The 17,231-nt window shown below is 29.2% G+C and carries 14 protein-coding genes and 1 other annotated feature; all 14 genes read left to right on the forward strand.

Features of this window, described 5'->3' with window-relative positions; all coding sequences use genetic code 11:
- The first annotated feature begins 172 nt into the window (after positions 1-172).
- Positions 173-2,107, forward strand: a complete 1,935-nt coding sequence (gene htpG / locus Q0F58_RS07320; RefSeq protein ID WP_294374386.1) for a molecular chaperone HtpG — start codon at positions 173-175, stop codon at positions 2,105-2,107.
- 201 nt (positions 2,108-2,308) lie between these two features.
- Positions 2,309-4,333: a methyl-accepting chemotaxis protein gene (locus Q0F58_RS07325; RefSeq protein WP_294374389.1), complete on the forward strand. Its 2,025-nt coding sequence runs from the start codon at positions 2,309-2,311 to the stop codon at positions 4,331-4,333.
- A 104-nt stretch (positions 4,334-4,437) separates the two neighbouring features.
- Positions 4,438-4,575, forward strand: a complete 138-nt coding sequence (scfA, locus tag Q0F58_RS07330) for a six-cysteine ranthipeptide SCIFF (RefSeq protein ID WP_009172015.1) — start codon at positions 4,438-4,440, stop codon at positions 4,573-4,575.
- A gap of 357 nt (positions 4,576-4,932) precedes the next feature.
- Positions 4,933-6,294, forward strand: a complete 1,362-nt coding sequence (gene scfB, locus Q0F58_RS07335; RefSeq protein ID WP_294374392.1) for a thioether cross-link-forming SCIFF peptide maturase — start codon at positions 4,933-4,935, stop codon at positions 6,292-6,294.
- Between the two features lie 204 nt (positions 6,295-6,498).
- Positions 6,499-7,725, forward strand: coding sequence for a pitrilysin family protein (locus tag Q0F58_RS07340; protein WP_294374395.1), 1,227 nt, complete (start codon positions 6,499-6,501; stop codon positions 7,723-7,725).
- 25 nt (positions 7,726-7,750) lie between these two features.
- A complete protein-coding gene (locus Q0F58_RS07345; protein WP_294374398.1) occupies positions 7,751-9,181 on the forward strand; it encodes an aminotransferase class I/II-fold pyridoxal phosphate-dependent enzyme in 1,431 nt (476 codons plus the stop codon).
- A 225-nt stretch (positions 9,182-9,406) separates the two neighbouring features.
- A complete protein-coding gene (locus tag Q0F58_RS07350; RefSeq protein WP_294374400.1) occupies positions 9,407-10,888 on the forward strand; it encodes a sodium-dependent transporter in 1,482 nt (493 codons plus the stop codon).
- A gap of 28 nt (positions 10,889-10,916) precedes the next feature.
- The gene (locus tag Q0F58_RS07355) at positions 10,917-11,027 is read left to right on the forward strand and encodes a MetS family NSS transporter small subunit (protein ID WP_294374401.1); all 111 of its coding nucleotides are present in this window, start codon (positions 10,917-10,919) and stop codon (positions 11,025-11,027) included.
- A gap of 296 nt (positions 11,028-11,323) precedes the next feature.
- On the forward strand, positions 11,324-11,623 hold the full coding sequence (locus Q0F58_RS07360) for an ATP-dependent Clp protease adaptor ClpS (RefSeq protein WP_294374405.1): 300 nt from the start codon (positions 11,324-11,326) through the stop codon (positions 11,621-11,623).
- 4 nt (positions 11,624-11,627) lie between these two features.
- Positions 11,628-13,898, forward strand: coding sequence for an ATP-dependent Clp protease ATP-binding subunit ClpA (gene clpA, locus Q0F58_RS07365; RefSeq protein WP_294374408.1), 2,271 nt, complete (start codon positions 11,628-11,630; stop codon positions 13,896-13,898).
- 210 nt (positions 13,899-14,108) lie between these two features.
- Positions 14,109-14,261, forward strand: coding sequence for a zinc-ribbon domain-containing protein (locus Q0F58_RS07370; RefSeq protein ID WP_294374411.1), 153 nt, complete (start codon positions 14,109-14,111; stop codon positions 14,259-14,261).
- A 252-nt stretch (positions 14,262-14,513) separates the two neighbouring features.
- Positions 14,514-14,775 (forward strand) — a binding site (T-box leader).
- Between the two features lie 108 nt (positions 14,776-14,883).
- Positions 14,884-15,363, forward strand: a complete 480-nt coding sequence (locus tag Q0F58_RS07375) for an Lrp/AsnC family transcriptional regulator (protein WP_293981688.1) — start codon at positions 14,884-14,886, stop codon at positions 15,361-15,363.
- Complete coding sequence (locus Q0F58_RS07380) at positions 15,360-16,538, forward strand: aminotransferase class I/II-fold pyridoxal phosphate-dependent enzyme (protein WP_294374413.1); 1,179 nt, start codon at positions 15,360-15,362, stop codon at positions 16,536-16,538. The genes Q0F58_RS07375 and Q0F58_RS07380 overlap by 4 nt, the downstream gene beginning before the upstream one ends.
- A 531-nt stretch (positions 16,539-17,069) precedes the next feature.
- Positions 17,070-17,231 (forward strand): LacI family DNA-binding transcriptional regulator (locus Q0F58_RS07385; RefSeq protein WP_294374416.1); only part of this gene is annotated, 162 nt, incomplete at its 3' end.

The raw sequence follows: 17,231 nt of genomic DNA on the forward strand, positions 1-17,231 counted from the left end.
CATAAAAATTATAATGGATTTGATATTATATATGGTAGAATAGATGAAAAATGATTATATATTTAAGGGACAGCAGATAATTATGCTGTCCCTATTTTGGCAGTTTGACAATTAATTACCTTAGATATAAAATATATTTTAGACTTAGAAAGATTAGAGGAGTGGTTATAAAATGATAAAAGAAAATGGTAATATTTCAATTGATACAGAGAATATATTTCCTATTATTAAGAAATGGCTATACTCTGATAAGGACATTTTTATAAGAGAAGTTATAAGTAATGCATGTGATGCCATAAGCAAACTTCAAAGACTTGCTACAATAGGCGAAGCTGAAGTGGCTGATGATGAAGAATATAAGGTTACTGTTTCTGTGAATAAGGAAAAGAAAACACTTAAATTCAGTGATAACGGTATTGGTATGACTGAAGAGGAAGTTAAAAAATACATAAATCAGGTTGCTTTTTCTGGTGCAACAGATTTTATGGAAAAATATAAAGACAAAATGGATGAAGGAAAAGACATAATAGGTCATTTTGGTCTCGGATTTTATTCAACATTCATGGTATCTACAAAAGTTCAGATAGATACACTTTCATTTAAGAAAGATGCTGAGCCAGTAAAGTGGGTATGTGAAGGCGGTACAGAATATGAAATAGCAGCTTCAGATGAAAGAAAAACAAGAGGTACTACAATAACTCTATATCTTGATGATGACAGTACTGAATTTTTAGAAGAATATAAAGTAAGACAGATAATAGAAAAATACTGTTCATTCCTTCCAACTGAAATATATTTAGAAGATGAAAATAAACCAAAGGAAGAACCTAAATATGAGACTAAGAAAAAAGAAGATGGAACAGAATATCAGGAATTAGTAGAACCTGAAGCACCAAAACCTTTAAATGATACTCATCCACTATGGATGAAGAAGCCAAGTGAATGTACAGACGAAGAATATAAAGAATTCTATAGAAAAGTATTTATGGACTTTAATGAACCTTTATTCTGGATTCATTTAAATGTAGATTATCCATTTAACTTAAAAGGTATATTATATTTCCCTAAATTAACTCATGAAGTTGAAATAAGAGAAGGCCAGGTAAAACTTTATAATAATCAAGTCTTTGTTGCAGATAATATTAAAGAAGTAATACCAGAATTCCTTCTATTATTAAAAGGAACTATTGACTGCCCTGATTTACCATTAAATGTTTCAAGAAGTTTCCTTCAAAATGATAAGGATGTAGCTAAGATTTCCAACCATATAATCAAAAAGGTTGCAGATAAATTAGTTGACTTGTTCAAAAACAGCAGGGAAGAATTCAATAAATTCTGGCCAGATATTCAGATATTCATTAAATATGGATGCTTGAGAGATGAAAAGTTCTATGAAAAGATTAAAGATATAATAATATTCAAGAACTTAAAAGGTGAATTTGTAACATTACATGATTACCTTGAATCCAATAAAGAAAAGCATGAAAATAAAGTATATTATGCTAATGATGAAAAACAGCAGTCACAATATATAAAGATGTTTAAAGAATATGATCTTGATGCATTGATTTTAGATTGTACATTGGATGATCATTTCATCACATTCTTGGAAATGCATGAAAATGGAGTTAAATTCAAGAGAATTGATTCAGATATTTCTGATACTTTAGGAACTAAGGCTGATGAAAATGATGAAGCTCAAAAGAATGCAAACAAAGAGATAGAAGATGTATTTAAAGATGCATTAGGAGACAAAGCACCTAAAATTTCAGTTGAGGGATTAAAAAATGAAAAGACTTCAGCTATGATATTAATTTCAGAAGAATCAAGAAGAATGGCAGAAATGAGCAAGATGTATGCACAAGCTGGAATGGGTGCAATGGGAATGTTTAAGGAAGAAGAAACATTAGTTGTTAACAACAATAGCCCTCTTGTAAAGAAACTTGTTGAAGCAGCTAAAGATGATTCTAAAAAGGAAGATGTTAAGTTTATCTGTGAGCATATTTTTGATTTAGCAAAAATTGCAAATAAAGAATTAGAAGCAGATGAAATGGATAAATTCATAAAGAGAAATAATGAATTATTAAATAGAGTTATTTCTTTATAATAAAATTGTAATAGTAAAAAATTATTATTTGCTTAATAAGATGTTTTGATTATTCAGAACATCTTATTTTTGAGTTTATAGAAAAACATGGAATCTAATGGAAAAATTTGATAATATATGATGTATAGGAGTAAATATGAAAGGTTTTATGAGAGGGGGAAAGAAATTTTTGCTTAGTTTTGAGTAGAAATTTCGCATAATGTGATTGCACGAACAATTAAGGGAAAATTAATTATTTCAATTACTGTTATAATAGCTATAGTAATGATATTTGTATCTTCAGTAAGTTATTATATTTCCAATAAAATAATAATGAATAAAGCTGAAGAAAAACAACATGAGATTTCACAAAGGTATGCAGATAATATTAATAACTGGTTATATGATGAAGAAATCAAGCTTCAATCAATAAAAGAAGAAGCAGAGATTCAAGGTGATTCTGATGTTTCATATATGAAGAGTTATCTTGACAAAAAATTTGATAGTTCAAAAGATACTGTAATACTTTATTATACAGGTTTTGAAGATAAAACACTTATTATAAGTGGTGAAAATGAAAATATTCCAGAAGGTTTTGATTGTACAACTAGAGATTGGTATAAAAATGCAATTAAAAATGGAAAAATTACATATACATCACCTTATGTAGATACAATTACAGGAGATATGGTGATTACCATTTCTGTTCCAATTGAAATAGATGGACAAAAAGTAGGGGTTGCAGGTGCGGATATAAGAATATCTGAAATTATAAATACAGTAGATAAAATAAATTCAGAAAAAAATAGTTATGCATTTTTATTGGATGAAGATAATAATTTTATGACACATGTAAATGAAGAATATCTTTCTAAAGAGAACCGTGTTAATATTGATGATGCTGGAAATGGTATATACAAAGGATTATCAGACATATTAAATGGAGATTATGATGGAAGTGTATTTATGAATGATTATGATAATATAGAGAAATATTTTGTTATTAATCATATTGACAAAGCAGACTGGACATTATGTCTTGCTGTGCCAAAGAGTGAATTAACAAGAGGATTAAATTATATTGTCATGGGATTTGTAGCAGTAATGATAATAGGTATTTTAGTTGTAGCTGTATGCATAATCATAATATCAAATCGTCTTTTTAAGCCTATTGAACATCTTAAAAAATTTGCATCAGGTGATTTTAGAGAAAATGCTGGAAAATCTGAATTGGAGAATAATATTGATAAAAGATTTAAGGATGAACTAGAAGAGATAACATATGCTACTGAAACAATACAAAAGGATTTTAGGAGAACAATTCTTGGAACTAAAGAAGAAACTGAAAATATAGGAAACTATATAAATGAAACAAATGAAAATATGATTTTATTGAATAATAGAATAGATAATATAGCAGACTTGATAAAAAACATTACAGAGAGAGCAAAAAATACAGCATTGTCAACTAAGCAAGTAAGCAGCATAGCAGATGAAATAAAAAATGCAGTTGAAAAAACTGCTGATAAAGCAATTGAAGCAACTAAAAGCACAGAAGATATAGAAAAGAGAGCACTAAGAATGAAATCTGATACAGAAATATCCAAAAATAATGCCAGCTCATTATATGAAGATGTTGAAAGAGAACTTTCAGATGCCATTGAAAAAGTCAAGAAGGTTGAGGAGATAAATAATCTATCAGAAGCGATTTTACAGATATCAGAACAGACTAACCTGCTTGCTTTAAATGCATCAATAGAAGCAGCAAGGGCTGGAGAAAATGGAAAGGGATTTGCAGTAGTTGCTGAGAAGATAAGAAAACTTGCAGAAGATTCTAAAAAAGCAATAGATAAAATTCAGTCTGTAAGCTGCGGAGTTGTTGAATCTGTCAATAATTTAAGTTTTGAATCAGAAAGAATACTGAAATTTGTTGATGATATAGTAATACCTGATTATGATAAGATGTTAGATATAGCTGACCAGTATAAAAATGATGCGACTTATTATAAAGATGTAGCATCAGATTTAGGTGCGACATCAGAAGAACTTAATGCATCTGTTGATGGTATAGTTGAATCTGTTTCAGGAATAAGCAGACTAAATAGTGAAATAGCAATAAGTACAGAGGATATATTAAAAGAATCTAATAAAACAGAAGAAAATTCAGAAGCTGTGCTTGAAAGAGTTGGAAAAGTTAAGGAAAGCAGTGAAAGGCTTCAGAATATAATAAAAAGTTTCAAAATATAGCAGATATATTTCAATTCCAATTATGAAGTAGAGATTTAACCATTGAGAATTTGTCCTAATAATGGTATAATGGTTGAAGAAAATTTGAATGGAGGGCTTTTTAAATGAAGCACATAAAAACAATAAACAAACCAAATATAAAAAACAGTTTATGCAAACCAGGCTGTAAAGAATGTGCAAACTCTTGCCAATCAGCTTGTAAGACTTCTTGCACAGTTGCAAACTTAGAATGCGAAAACTAATTTTTAAGAGCAGTAACTGAAAAGTTACTGCTTACTTTAATTATGGGTAAAAGTTATCAATGACTGATGACTATAAATTAAAGACTTTAGATGGAGCTGTCACATTAAGGAAACCCGCTATCCTGTATAGTATATTGATTAAGTTATTTGATACTATATATGGTATGATTTAATCTTTGTGCGACAGCCCCTTAAATTTTGTTTTTAGGAAAGATTGTTAGCCGTTTTACGGCTTTACATATATGTTGCAGTATAAGTTATTCATAAGAACTTCATTAATTGCATTTTTGTGTACCAGCAAATTGTACATTGTTAATTGCAGTATATATTATGAGTAGTATTTAGGAGGAATTTAAAATGGCATTAATACATAAGTTTAAACAGGATGACAATTATTTTGTCTTAGATGTAAATACAGGAGCTGTGCATGTTGTTGATGAACTGGTTTATGATATATTAGATGATGATAAACTTGAGAATAAAAAAGATGTTTTGAACAGACTAAAAGGAAAATATGACTTAGATGAACTTTCAGAAGCTTATGATGAAATTCAGGAACTGGCAGAAGAAGGAATACTTTATTCAGAAGATAAATATGAAGAAATAGCACATAGTTCAATGGATGACAGAGACTATATAAAGGCTATATGTTTAAATGTAATACATGGATGTAACTTAAGATGTAAATATTGTTTTGCAGATGAAGGAGAATATCATGGACATGGCGGCGTAATGAGTGTAGAAACAGCAAAAAAAGCTATAGATTATGTAATAAAGAGAAGCGGTCCAAGAAAGAATATTGAAATTGACTTATTTGGTGGAGAGCCTACATTAATTATGGATAAAATTAAGGGCATAATAGCATATGCAAGAGAAAATGAAGAAAAGTGGGGCAAGAGAATAAGATTCACAATGACAACAAATGCAACACTTTTAACTCCAGAAATGATGGATTATATGGATAAAGAAATGGGAAATATAATATTATCATTAGATGGAAGAAAAGAAGTCAATGACAATGTGAGAATAAAACCTGATAAGAGCGGTTCTTATGATGATATAGTTCCAAACATAAAGGAAATGATAAAGAGAAGAACTCCAGGAAAGACTTATTATGTAAGAGGAACTTTTACCAGAGACAATACTGATTTTTATGAAGATGTTATGGCAATGGTGAACGAAGGATTCAGAGAATTATCAATTGAACCAGTTGTATTAGAAGATAAGCATCCACTTTCGTTAAGAGAAGAAGATCTTCCAACAATATTTGAAAATTATGATAAGCTGTATCATGAAATGAAGAGAAGAAAGAAAGAAGGCGATGAATTCAGATTTTATCACTTTAACATCGACCTTCAGGGAGGGCCTTGTGTATATAAGAGAATTTCAGGCTGTGGAGCAGGATTTGAATATGTTGCAATAACTCCTCAAGGAGAAGTTTATCCTTGTCATCAGTTTGTTGGAAAAGAAGAATACAAATTAGGTGATATTTATGAAGATACTTATAATGCTGAATTAGCAAAGAAATTTAAGAAAGCACACATATATAATAAACCAAAATGCAGAGAGTGCTGGGCAAGATTTTATTGCAGCGGTGGATGTCAGGCAAACAATGTTAATTTCAATGGTGATATGAACGTGCCATATGAAATTGGATGTAAGATGCAGAAGAAGAGAATTGAATGTGCTATAGCATTAAAAGCAGTAGATAACGAATAGAATAAATATAAAAAATAGTGATGCTGATTTACCACATCACTATTTTTTCATTTTACAGCTTAGCCAAACTAATGGTTTATAGAAGTGTAAAACTAAAAATATTGCTTAGTAAATTGTTAATTAGAATATATATTATGTTTAATGGACAACACGTTTGAATGATAATATAGTAATGAGATTAAACAGTATAAAGGAGAAAGCAGAGTGAAAGAGATAATTTTAAAAAATAACTTGAAGATAATATATTCACATAGAGAAAATCAGCTTACATCAATATGTATTTCTCTTAATGCAGGTGCTGGGGCAGAAGACGATAAAATGGGAGTTGCACATGCAGTGGAGCATATGGTGTATAAAGGAACAAGAAAGAGAAGCGAAACCAAGATAAATGAAGAATTAAGTGATATTTTTGGATTTCAAAATGCAATGACAAATTATCCATATGTAATTTATTATGGAACTTTATTAAGTGAGGATATTGAAAGAGGAATAGAATTATTTTCAGATGTACTTCTGAATCCTATTTTTGATGAAAAAGGATTTAATGAGGAAATGAATGTCATAAAAGAAGAACTTGAAGAATGGGATGAGGAAGCAGAACAATTTTGTGAGGATAAATTATTTTATAATATATTTCAAAAAAGAAGAATAAAAAGACCTATAATAGGAACTCAGGATAGTCTTGATGAAATTACAGTAAAAGATATAAAAGAATTTTATGATAAAAATTATTTTCCGGGAAATACATCCATTTCAATTGTGACATCAGTGGAATTTGAAAAAATTGTGAATATAGTGGAAAAGTATTTTGGATATTGGAAATGTAGTACTTATAAAAACAAATTAAAGATTGATGATTGTAAGAGTGAGGAAATTAATCTTGATAAAATATTTTTTGAAAAGAGAGAAGGAATAAAAAATGCCCGTGTTCAAGCAGTTTTTCCTTTAGATAAACTTAATCATAAAGAATTAAATGCTTTTAGAATATTTAATCAATATTTTGGTGAAGGTGTTAATTCAATATTGTTTGACACTTTAAGGACTAAAAATTCATTAGTTTATGATGTGCTTACAAGAATTGCGCATGAAAATTATTTAAAAATGTATAAGATAACTTTTACAACATCAAAAGAAAAAGTAGAGAAAGCGATTGATCTCCTTAAGGGATTAATAGAGAATATAAATTCACAAGATGATTTTATTAAAGATATGAAGTTAGAAAAATTAATAAAAAGTTATAAACTGAAGAGATTGTTTAGGGAAGAACAAAGTATTGTTTTAGCAAAAGAATTAGCTACATATGATACCATGTTTAAAGATTATAGTATATATATTGATGAGCTGGATTCTATAGATGATATTACACTTGATGATATATATAATTCTGTAAGAAAAGTTTTTAGAAATTTCTCAATACAGGTTGTTTATTAAATTTACAGAGATAGGAGAAGTTATAGTGAAGGCACCATTATTAGAAGAATTATTTAAGTATCATGATGAGAAAAATTTAATATTATCAATGCCGGGAAACAAATGTGGAAAGGGTTTTGAAAAAGATGAAATGGGAAGAATATTTATGGAAAGAATGGGAAGGCTCGATATTACAGAAGTTGACCCATTAGATAATCTGCATTATCCAGAAGGAGTTATTGATGAAGCACAGAAACTTCTTGCACAGACATATAATTCACAAAAGGCATATTTTTTAGTCAATGGAAGTTCAGGAGGAAATTTGAGCTGTATTTTTGCATGCTTTAATGAAGGTGATGAAATAATTGTTGAAAGAAACTGTCATAAGTCTATTTATAATGCTATTGTTTTGAGAAAGTTAAAGGCAGTTTATATTGAACCTGTAATAGATGATGAACTTGGAATTTTTCTCCCTCCAGATGATAAGAACATTTATGCTGCTTTAGAGAAAAGCAGTAACCCAAAGGGCATAATTTTGACTTATCCAAATTATTTTGGAATTACCTTTAATATAAAAAATGTGATAAATGACATGAAAAATAGAGGACTTAAAGTTATATTAGACAGTGCACATGGAGCTCACTTTGGGATGAGCAGAGAACTTCCAGAAAGCATGACGTCCATTGCAGATTATGTTGTTCTTAGTGCGCATAAAACACTTCCAGCACTAACACAAGGGGCTTTTGTTACTGTGAATGATATAAATGATAAGTTTGAATTTTATTTAAGGACATTTATGACAACATCACCATCATATCTTATTATGGCATCATTAGACTATTCAAGATATTATATGGATTCTTATGGAAAAGAAGATTATAAAAGACTTATATATATGGCAGAGTTATGGAAAGATAAAATAAATGATATAGGAAAAGTGAAAATTCTATCACAAAGAGATATCTACATACACGGAGATTATGATATAGATAAAACAAGATATTTGATGATTCTTCCTCATGGTTATAGTGGACACAAATTATTAAATTATTTAAGAAAGAAAAAGATACAAAGCGAAATGAGTTTTTCACAAGGAGTAGTTTTGATATTATCACCATTTAATACTGAAGAAGAATTTAAAAAGATATATGAAGCTGTATATGATATGGATTTAGAAAAATTAGAGCAAAAATATGATTTATATAAAAATTGTTTTGAAAAGGAAATTCCTAAAAAAGCATTAGAGCCATATGAAGCATTTGAAGCAGAGTATGAGACTGTAGATATTGATAAATGTGAAGGGAGGATTTCAAAGGAATTTATAATCCCATATCCACCAGGAATTCCAATTATATGTCCAGGAGAAATAATATCAAAGAAAAATCTTAATATAATAAAAGATTATATGATAAATGAAAAGGATGTTATAGGAATAGATAAAGAAAATATGAAAGTCAAAGTAATATCTAATGTATAATTGACAATTTATAATAAATAAAGAAGTTTTTATAAAACAGTTTTATTTTTGGTTAAATGATAAATTTATTAATAAAACTGTATATATATTAATTAAATTATATCAAATCATATAAAATTGGTAAAATTCGATAATAAAAGCTTGATTTTGATAATAAGTTATAATATTATAGACATATCATTAAACAAATGAAGAGGAATTGAAGTGATAGGGGGAAATATTATTATGGAAGAAAAAAGAGAACAATGGGGGTCTAAGCTGGGATTTATATTAGCTGCTGTTGGATCTGCTGTAGGATTAGGAAACATATGGAGATTTCCGTATGTGGCATATTCAAACGGAGGAGGAGCGTTTTTAATACCATATTTTTTTGCTATATTTACAGCTGGAATACCATTATTGATTTTAGAGTATGGTATGGGCCACAAATTTAAAGGCTCTACACCACTTGCTATGGCAAGAGCAAGCAAAAAATGGGAATGGCTTGGATGGTGGCCTACAATAAGTGCATTTATAATTTTATCTTATTATTCAATGATTTTAAGTTGGGCTGTCAATTATTTTAAATTTAGTTTTACAAAAGCATGGGGAGAAGATTCTAATGGATTTTTTCATAACAGTTTTTTGAATCTTACTGATTCACCATTTGATTTTGGAGGAGTTGTCTGGCCAATTCTTATAGGAATAAGTGTTTTATGGATTATAAACTGGTTTATCTGTTATAAAGGAGTTAAAGGTGGAATAGAAAAAGCAAATAAAGTATTATTGCCAACTCTTATTATAATAATGATAATAATCGCAGTAAGATCAGTTACTCTTGAAGGTGCTGTTATTGGATTGAATACATTGTTTACACCTGACTGGTCAATGGTTATGCAGCCTAAAGTATGGGTGGCAGCTTATGGACAAGTATTCTTTTCATTAAGTCTTGCAATGGGAATAATGATGACATATTCGAGTTATCTTCCTAAAAAGACAGATATAAATAATAGTGCATTTATGACTGCTTTTGCAAATTGTGGATTTGAATTTTTATCAGCAATTGCTGTTTTTTCAATCTTAGGATTTATGGCAAATGCTAAAGGTGTTCCAATGTCAGAAGTTGTTTCAAGTGGAGTTGGATTAGCTTTTGTGGTATTTCCAGCAGTTTTTAATGAAATGGGAACTATAGGTACTGTATTAGGAGTTTTATTCTTTTTATGTTTATTATTTGCAGGAGTAACTTCATCAGTTTCTCTTACAGAAGCTGTTTCAGCTCCATTTAGGGACAAGTTTGGATGGAAGAGAGAAAAAGTTGTTACTGTAATATGTGTACTAGGTTTTTTAGTTAGTATGTTATATGCAACAGGAGCAGGACTATATCTGTTAGACATAATTGACAATTTTATAAATAATTATGGAATTGTAGTTGTAGGATTATTAGAAGTTATATTGATAGGGTGGATTGTAAAACCTGAAACAATAAGAAATCACACTAATGAAATATCTTATTTTAAAATAGGAAAGTGGTGGGATATGGTTATAAAATTTCTTACTCCAGCAATGCTTATATTTATGTTAGTACAGAGTTTCTTAGGAGAAATTAAAAATCCTTATGGAGGATATCCAATATCAGCATTATTTGCTTATGGATGGTCTGTTATTGTTATAGGGATTATAGTGTCAATAATGATTACGAGAAGTGAATGGAAAGAAAAGCATATATAGATGTTTTATTGAAAGAAGGTGAGATTATATGAGTTCAATATCATTAGCATTGTTCTGTGTTGGTGCAGTGGTTTTATGGGGAGGTTTTGCCCTTACATTGGGAATCACTATATATAATGAAAGAAAGCGAACTGATTAAACATATATGGACATCAAGATTTAGAACAAAAAATCAGAGTGTCGAATAGAAACATAAACATACAGGGTATGATAAAATATTCTGTATGTTTATTTTTTAAATATTTTAATCTAATACTAAAACATATCCTTCATTTATTTTGATTATAAATAATAGCATATATTATATTACATGTTATAATTATTTTTCACATTTCAAGTTTTGCATTTTATATTATCAGTTAAAATATGTGATAAAATTAAAGAAAGATTTATAATATCTTATATGAAGTATTTTAGGAAGGTGATAAGGTTAATATGGAAACAGGGATTATTACTAAGCAGAAGAGTAAAATCAGGATGAAAAAACCTAAAAATTATAAGGTTATTATGCATAATGATGATTACACAACAATGGAATTTGTCATAGAAGTTTTGGTGAGGATTTTTAATAAAAGTGTTGTGGAAGCAGAAAAAATAATGCTTGATGTACATAAAAAAGGCAGAGGTGTGGCTGGAATATATAGCTATGATATAGCAGTAACAAAAGTAGCAGCAGCGATGTCAATGGCTAAAAATGAGGGATTTCCTTTCAAAATGACGACAGAGGAGGCTTAAATATATGAAAATTACAAGTAATCTTAATGACGTAATTTTAAGGGCATATGAAGAAGCAAAAAATAGAAATAATGAATATATAACGCCTGAACATCTTTTATATGCAGCAACGTTTGATGAAAGAGTTGCTAACGCAATAAAGGAATGTGGGGGAGATATACATAGTCTTCAATATAACTTGAAAACTTATATAAGGACTTATATATCAGTAGGAAATGGAGAACCACAAGAAAGTATTGAATTTCAGAGAGTTATACTTACAGCAGATGAACAAGTCAAATATAGCGGAAAAGAAGTAATAGATGTGGATCACATACTGGCAGCTATTTTTACACTTGAAGACAGTTATGCATTATATTATCTTCTTCAAGAAGGAGTAACAAAGAGAGATTTATTATTTTATCTATGCCATGATAAGGATGAAGAATATAATTCTAAAATAGAAGATGAAATTGATGAGATGAAAGAGGAACAGAAAGCTGAAAGCGGAGAAGATGAAAAAGTAAAAATTAGAAAAGAAGATGCCTTTTTAAGTAAATATACAACAGATCTTATAAAAAAAGTTCAGGAAGAAAATTTAGATCCATTAATAGGACGTAAGGATATTTTACAGAGAACAATACAGATATTATGCAGAAGAAGTAAGAATAATCCTGTACATGTAGGAGAAGCTGGTGTTGGTAAGACTGCAATTACTTTAGGACTTGCAAAATTGATAAGTGATGGAAATGTTCCTAATAAGCTTAAGGAAAGTAACATGTATTCATTAGATATTGGATCTGTAATTGCCGGAACAAAATATAGAGGAGATTTTGAAGAGAGAATAAAGAGAATTCTTGACCTTATAAGTAAAAAAGATAAAGCAATTGTATATATAGATGAAATACACAATATTGTAGGTGCTGGTGCGTTAAATGGAGGTGCATTAGATGCTTCAAATCTCTTAAAGCCATATCTTACAGAAGGAAAGATACGATTTATCGGAGCAACTACATTTGATGAATATAAGAAATATTTTGAAAAGGATAAGGCTCTCATAAGAAGATTTCAGACAATTGATGTAATTGAACCTTCAATTGAGGATTCTATAAACATATTAAATGGATTGAAAGAAAATTATGAGAAGTATCATAAAGTAAAATATACAGATGAAGCAATACGAAATGCAGTTGTTTTAAGTGATAAATATATAAATGATAAATATCTTCCAGATAAAGCTATAGATATAATCGATGAAGCTGGGTCATATGCAAGAATACTTCATGATAATGATGAGATGGAAGAAGTCATAGTTGATGAAAAAATTATTGAAGAAATAATATCAAGGGTATGTAGTATTCCAAAACAGACAGTTGAAACAAATGAAATAAATTCATTGAAGTATATAGAAAAAGAATTAAAAGAAAATATATTTCATCAAGATAAAGCTGTTGAAGAAGTTGTACGCTGCATAAAAATGTCTCGTGCTGGACTTAATGAAGAAGATAAGCCAGTTGCTTCAATGCTTTTTGTAGGGCCTACTGGAGTAGGAAAGACAGAGATAGCAAGGTGTCTTTCTAAAAAGCTCGGTTTGGATCTTGTAAGATTTGATATGAGTGAATATGGTGAAAAACATTCAGCTGCAAAACTTATAGGATCACCTCCAGGATATGTAGGTTATGAAGAAGGGGGGCTTCTTACAGATTCAATAAGGAAGAAACCTCATTGTGTATTGCTTCTTGATGAAATAGAAAAAGCTCATGAAGATATATTAAATGTTTTGCTGCAGGTTATGGACTATGCAACACTTACTGATAATAAAGGAAGAAAAGCAGATTTTAGAAATGTCATAATAATTATGACTTCTAATGCAGGTGCCAAAAATATAGGGAAAAGACTTATAGGATTTGGAGACAGAGAGGTTCAGGGAGAAGCTATAATGGAAGAAGTTAAAAAATTCTTTACACCTGAATTCAGAAACAGATTAGATAAGATTATTGTATTTAATGGAATGAATTCAGAAATGGCAAAAGAAGTTGCTGTGAAAAAGCTTAATGATTTCAGGAAGAAACTTAGAGAAAAGAAGATAGAAGTTGAATTCACTCCTGAATGCAGTAATTATGTAGCGGAAATTGGAACTTCAAAGGAATTTGGAGCAAGAGAAATCATAAGGGTTATTGATTCTAAAATAAAACCATTGTTTATTGACGAAATATTATTTGGAAAACTTTCAGATGGAGGAAAATGTGAAGTCAAAATAATTGATGGAAAATTTAAACTTAAGGTGGCAGATTAAAACCTTTCAATTTATAAGTTACCTTTAACAGCTTTTTGTGTTATAAGTGTTAAATATATAGCTTCTGAATTATTTTTTTCAATATATTTTTTGAAAGTTATGAATAAAATACTTATTGTAAGGAATAATATAAGTGTTGATATATAATTTAACTTTTAAAGGAGGTCAGCTGTTGTGTTAAATTTGATATTTTCACAATAGAGTATTGAAATGGAAGATAAAAAGATAATATGCAAAGATTGTGGAGAGGAATTCTTATTTACAGTTGGAGAACAAGAATTCTATAAAGAAAAAGGATTTGAAAATGATCCAGTAAGATGCCCTAGCTGTAGAAAGGCGCGCAAACAAAGACAAAATCAATAAAAATTAACTGCTGCATGATATAGACTTTACTTGTCTATTATCTGCATGAAATGATGTAGATATAGTGGATAAAGTATATAGTGTGGCAGTTTATTTATTTGTGGTAAAAAATAATATTAAATTTTGATAGATTCATAAAAATATTATTTATATGAAATAATATACAAAATACTATTGAATTATTTATGTATTTGAGTTTATAATAATAAACATAGGTTTAAGCCAAAAGTTAATTTAGAAATTTAATTTTAGTTAAAGATAATGATGAGAAATAGTAATTTAAGATATACTTTTTAGAGAGCTGAAGTATGGTGAGATTCAGCAGGTATCCTTAAATGAAGCAGTCTTTGAATTTCATGCTGAGAACTGAGAATAAAATTTTTATTCTTAATTAGGTTATGACGTGTTCCTTACGTTATAAAGGAAAGAATATTATAAGATATTCTTACTGAGTGAATAGCGTATAAAGCTATTTATTAGGGTGGTACCGCGAAGTAGTTCCTTCGTCCCTTGTGGATGAATGGAATTTTTTTATTTTTAAAATTAAAGTATTTATGATAATAAGGGTAATGTTTCTTATTCTATTCATAAATTATTAATATAGTTAAATGGAGGGTTTTTAATGGAGGAAATACTCGAAATATTAGAAAAAAATAGCCGATATACAGATGAACAGATTGCAGTAATGACTGGCAAAACTGTTGAAGAAGTACGTGATGCTATTAGAGATTATGAAGAAAAGAGCATAATTGCTGGATATACAACTCTTATAAATTGGGAAAATACAGGAAGTGAAACTGTAACAGCATTGATTGAAGTTAAGATTACACCTCAAAGAGGTGAAGGCTTTGACAAAGTTGCTGAAAGAATATACAAGTTCCCACAAGTAAAAGCATGTTATTTAATGTCAGGAGGATTTGATCTTACTGTCATAGTAGAAGGAAAGACTATGAAAGAAGTTGCACTTTTTGTATCTGAAAAGCTTGCAGTTCAAGAATATGTTTTAAGCACAGGCACTCATTTTGTATTGAAGAAATATAAAGATCATGGAACTATATTTAAAGAAAAGAAAGTGGAAGACAGGGAGGCAATATTTATATGATATTAGAGAACATGGTAAAGGATAATGTTAGAAATATGCCTCCATCAGGCATAAGGAAATATTTTGATATAGTAAATGAAATGGAAGGTGTTATTTCACTTGGAGTAGGTGAACCAGATTTTATCACTCCATGGAATGTTACAGAAGCCGGTATATATTCACTTGAACAGGGACATACACATTATTCATCAAATGCAGGATTTATTGAATTGAGAAATGAAATAGCAAAATACTTATATAGAAGATTTGATTTAAGTTACAATCCATTAGATGAAATAATAGTAACTGTTGGTGGAAGTGAAGGAATTGATATAGCATTAAGAGCATTAGTGGGACCTGGTGATGAGGTTATAATACCAGAACCAAGTTTTGTTGCATACAAAGGGTGTACAGCATTTACGGGGGCAACTGCTAAAATCATAAATCTTAAGGCAGAAAATCAATTTAAAATTACTCCTGAAGAACTTGAAGAAGCCATAACTCCTAAGACTAAAGTTGTGATAATACCATTTCCTAATAATCCTACAGGTGCAATAATGACAAGGGAAGAGCTTGCAGCAATAGTTGAAGTTTTGAAAGATAAAGATGTTATAGTTATTTCAGATGAAATATATGCAGAGTTGTGTTATGACAAACAGCATGTTTCAATAGCATCATTTCCAGAAATGAAAGATAAGACACTTGTTATAAATGGATTTTCAAAAGCATATGCAATGACAGGATGGAGATTAGGATATCTTTGTGGTAATTCTGCATTAATCTCTCAGATGAAAAAGATTCATCAATATGCAATAATGTGTTCGCCAACAACAGCACAATATGCAGCTATAGAAGCACTTAAACATGGAGATGACAGCATAGAAGAAATGAGAAGGGAATATAACAGAAGAAGAAGAGTGCTTGTTGATGGATTCAGGAAAATGGGACTTGATTGTTTTGAGCCACTTGGTGCATTTTATGTATTTCCATGTATAAAGTCAACAGGAATATCTTCAGATGAATTTTGTGAACAGCTTCTTATAAATGAAAAAGTTCTTACAATTCCAGGTAATGCATTTGGCGAATGTGGAGAAGGATTTATAAGAGCGTGTTATGCTTCATCTATGGATAACATAATTGAAGCTCTTAAGAGAATTGAAAGATTTATAAGCACTTTAAAAAAGAAAAATTCTTAATTTGAATAACTGATAGAGAATTCATGAAAAATAAAGCAATTGTATAAAAATAAAACAATTGCTTTATTTTTATATAAACATAAAATTATTTTTGATATATGTAAAATAAAAAGCTTGAAATGTAAGTGAATGATTTTGGGTATTTTATAATCACAATTAATATATAGGAATATATGTTTATTTATAATATTTGATATGTGAATTTGTATTTGAAATAATATGAAAAATTTCAATTATATTTTAATATTTAGAACAACGTATAAAATGAAACTTTGTAGGGATTTGGTTATTTGTTTTTTGTTGTAAATTATATGTGTAAGTTAAAAATTTAAAGTAAAAGCCGTATAAATTTTAATAAAGTAAATGTGATATACTATTTCAATAAAATATGAAAAAGTGATATTACTTTACATTGACAATACACATTAATATATATTACAATTGAATACATGGTAGCGCTTTCACATTATTAAGGTGAAGCTGTAAACAGTGTATGAATTAGAAAAATTGTAGAAATCGAGGTTGTTTTGTATGGCTGTAACAATAAGTGAAATAGCCAAAATGGCTAAAGTGTCACAATCAACAGTGTCAAGAGTTTTGAATAGTTCTGGATATGTAAAGGAAGAGACTAGAGAGAGAGTACAGAAAGTTATTAAAGAGTTAAATTATACTCCAAGTGCTATAGCAAGAAGC

It is taken from the genome of uncultured Clostridium sp. (assembly GCF_934754915.1).
Lineage (GTDB): Bacteria > Bacillota > Clostridia > Clostridiales > Clostridiaceae > Clostridium.

Bases quoted from the DNA above. Each gene is read 5' to 3' on its own strand.
- clpA (WP_294374408.1), top strand. From the start codon at position 11,628: ATGAAAATTACAAGTAATCTTAATGACGTAATTTTAAGGGCATATGAA.
- htpG (WP_294374386.1), top strand. From the start codon at position 173: ATGATAAAAGAAAATGGTAATATTTCAATTGATACAGAGAATATATTT.
- Q0F58_RS07370 (WP_294374411.1), top strand. From the start codon at position 14,109: ATGGAAGATAAAAAGATAATATGCAAAGATTGTGGAGAGGAATTCTTA.
- Q0F58_RS07355 (WP_294374401.1), top strand. From the start codon at position 10,917: ATGAGTTCAATATCATTAGCATTGTTCTGTGTTGGTGCAGTGGTTTTA.
- scfB (WP_294374392.1), top strand. From the start codon at position 4,933: ATGGCATTAATACATAAGTTTAAACAGGATGACAATTATTTTGTCTTA.
- scfA (WP_009172015.1), top strand. From the start codon at position 4,438: ATGAAGCACATAAAAACAATAAACAAACCAAATATAAAAAACAGTTTA.
- Q0F58_RS07350 (WP_294374400.1), top strand. From the start codon at position 9,407: ATGGAAGAAAAAAGAGAACAATGGGGGTCTAAGCTGGGATTTATATTA.
- Q0F58_RS07360 (WP_294374405.1), top strand. From the start codon at position 11,324: ATGGAAACAGGGATTATTACTAAGCAGAAGAGTAAAATCAGGATGAAA.
- Q0F58_RS07380 (WP_294374413.1), top strand. From the start codon at position 15,360: ATGATATTAGAGAACATGGTAAAGGATAATGTTAGAAATATGCCTCCA.
- Q0F58_RS07375 (WP_293981688.1), top strand. From the start codon at position 14,884: ATGGAGGAAATACTCGAAATATTAGAAAAAAATAGCCGATATACAGAT.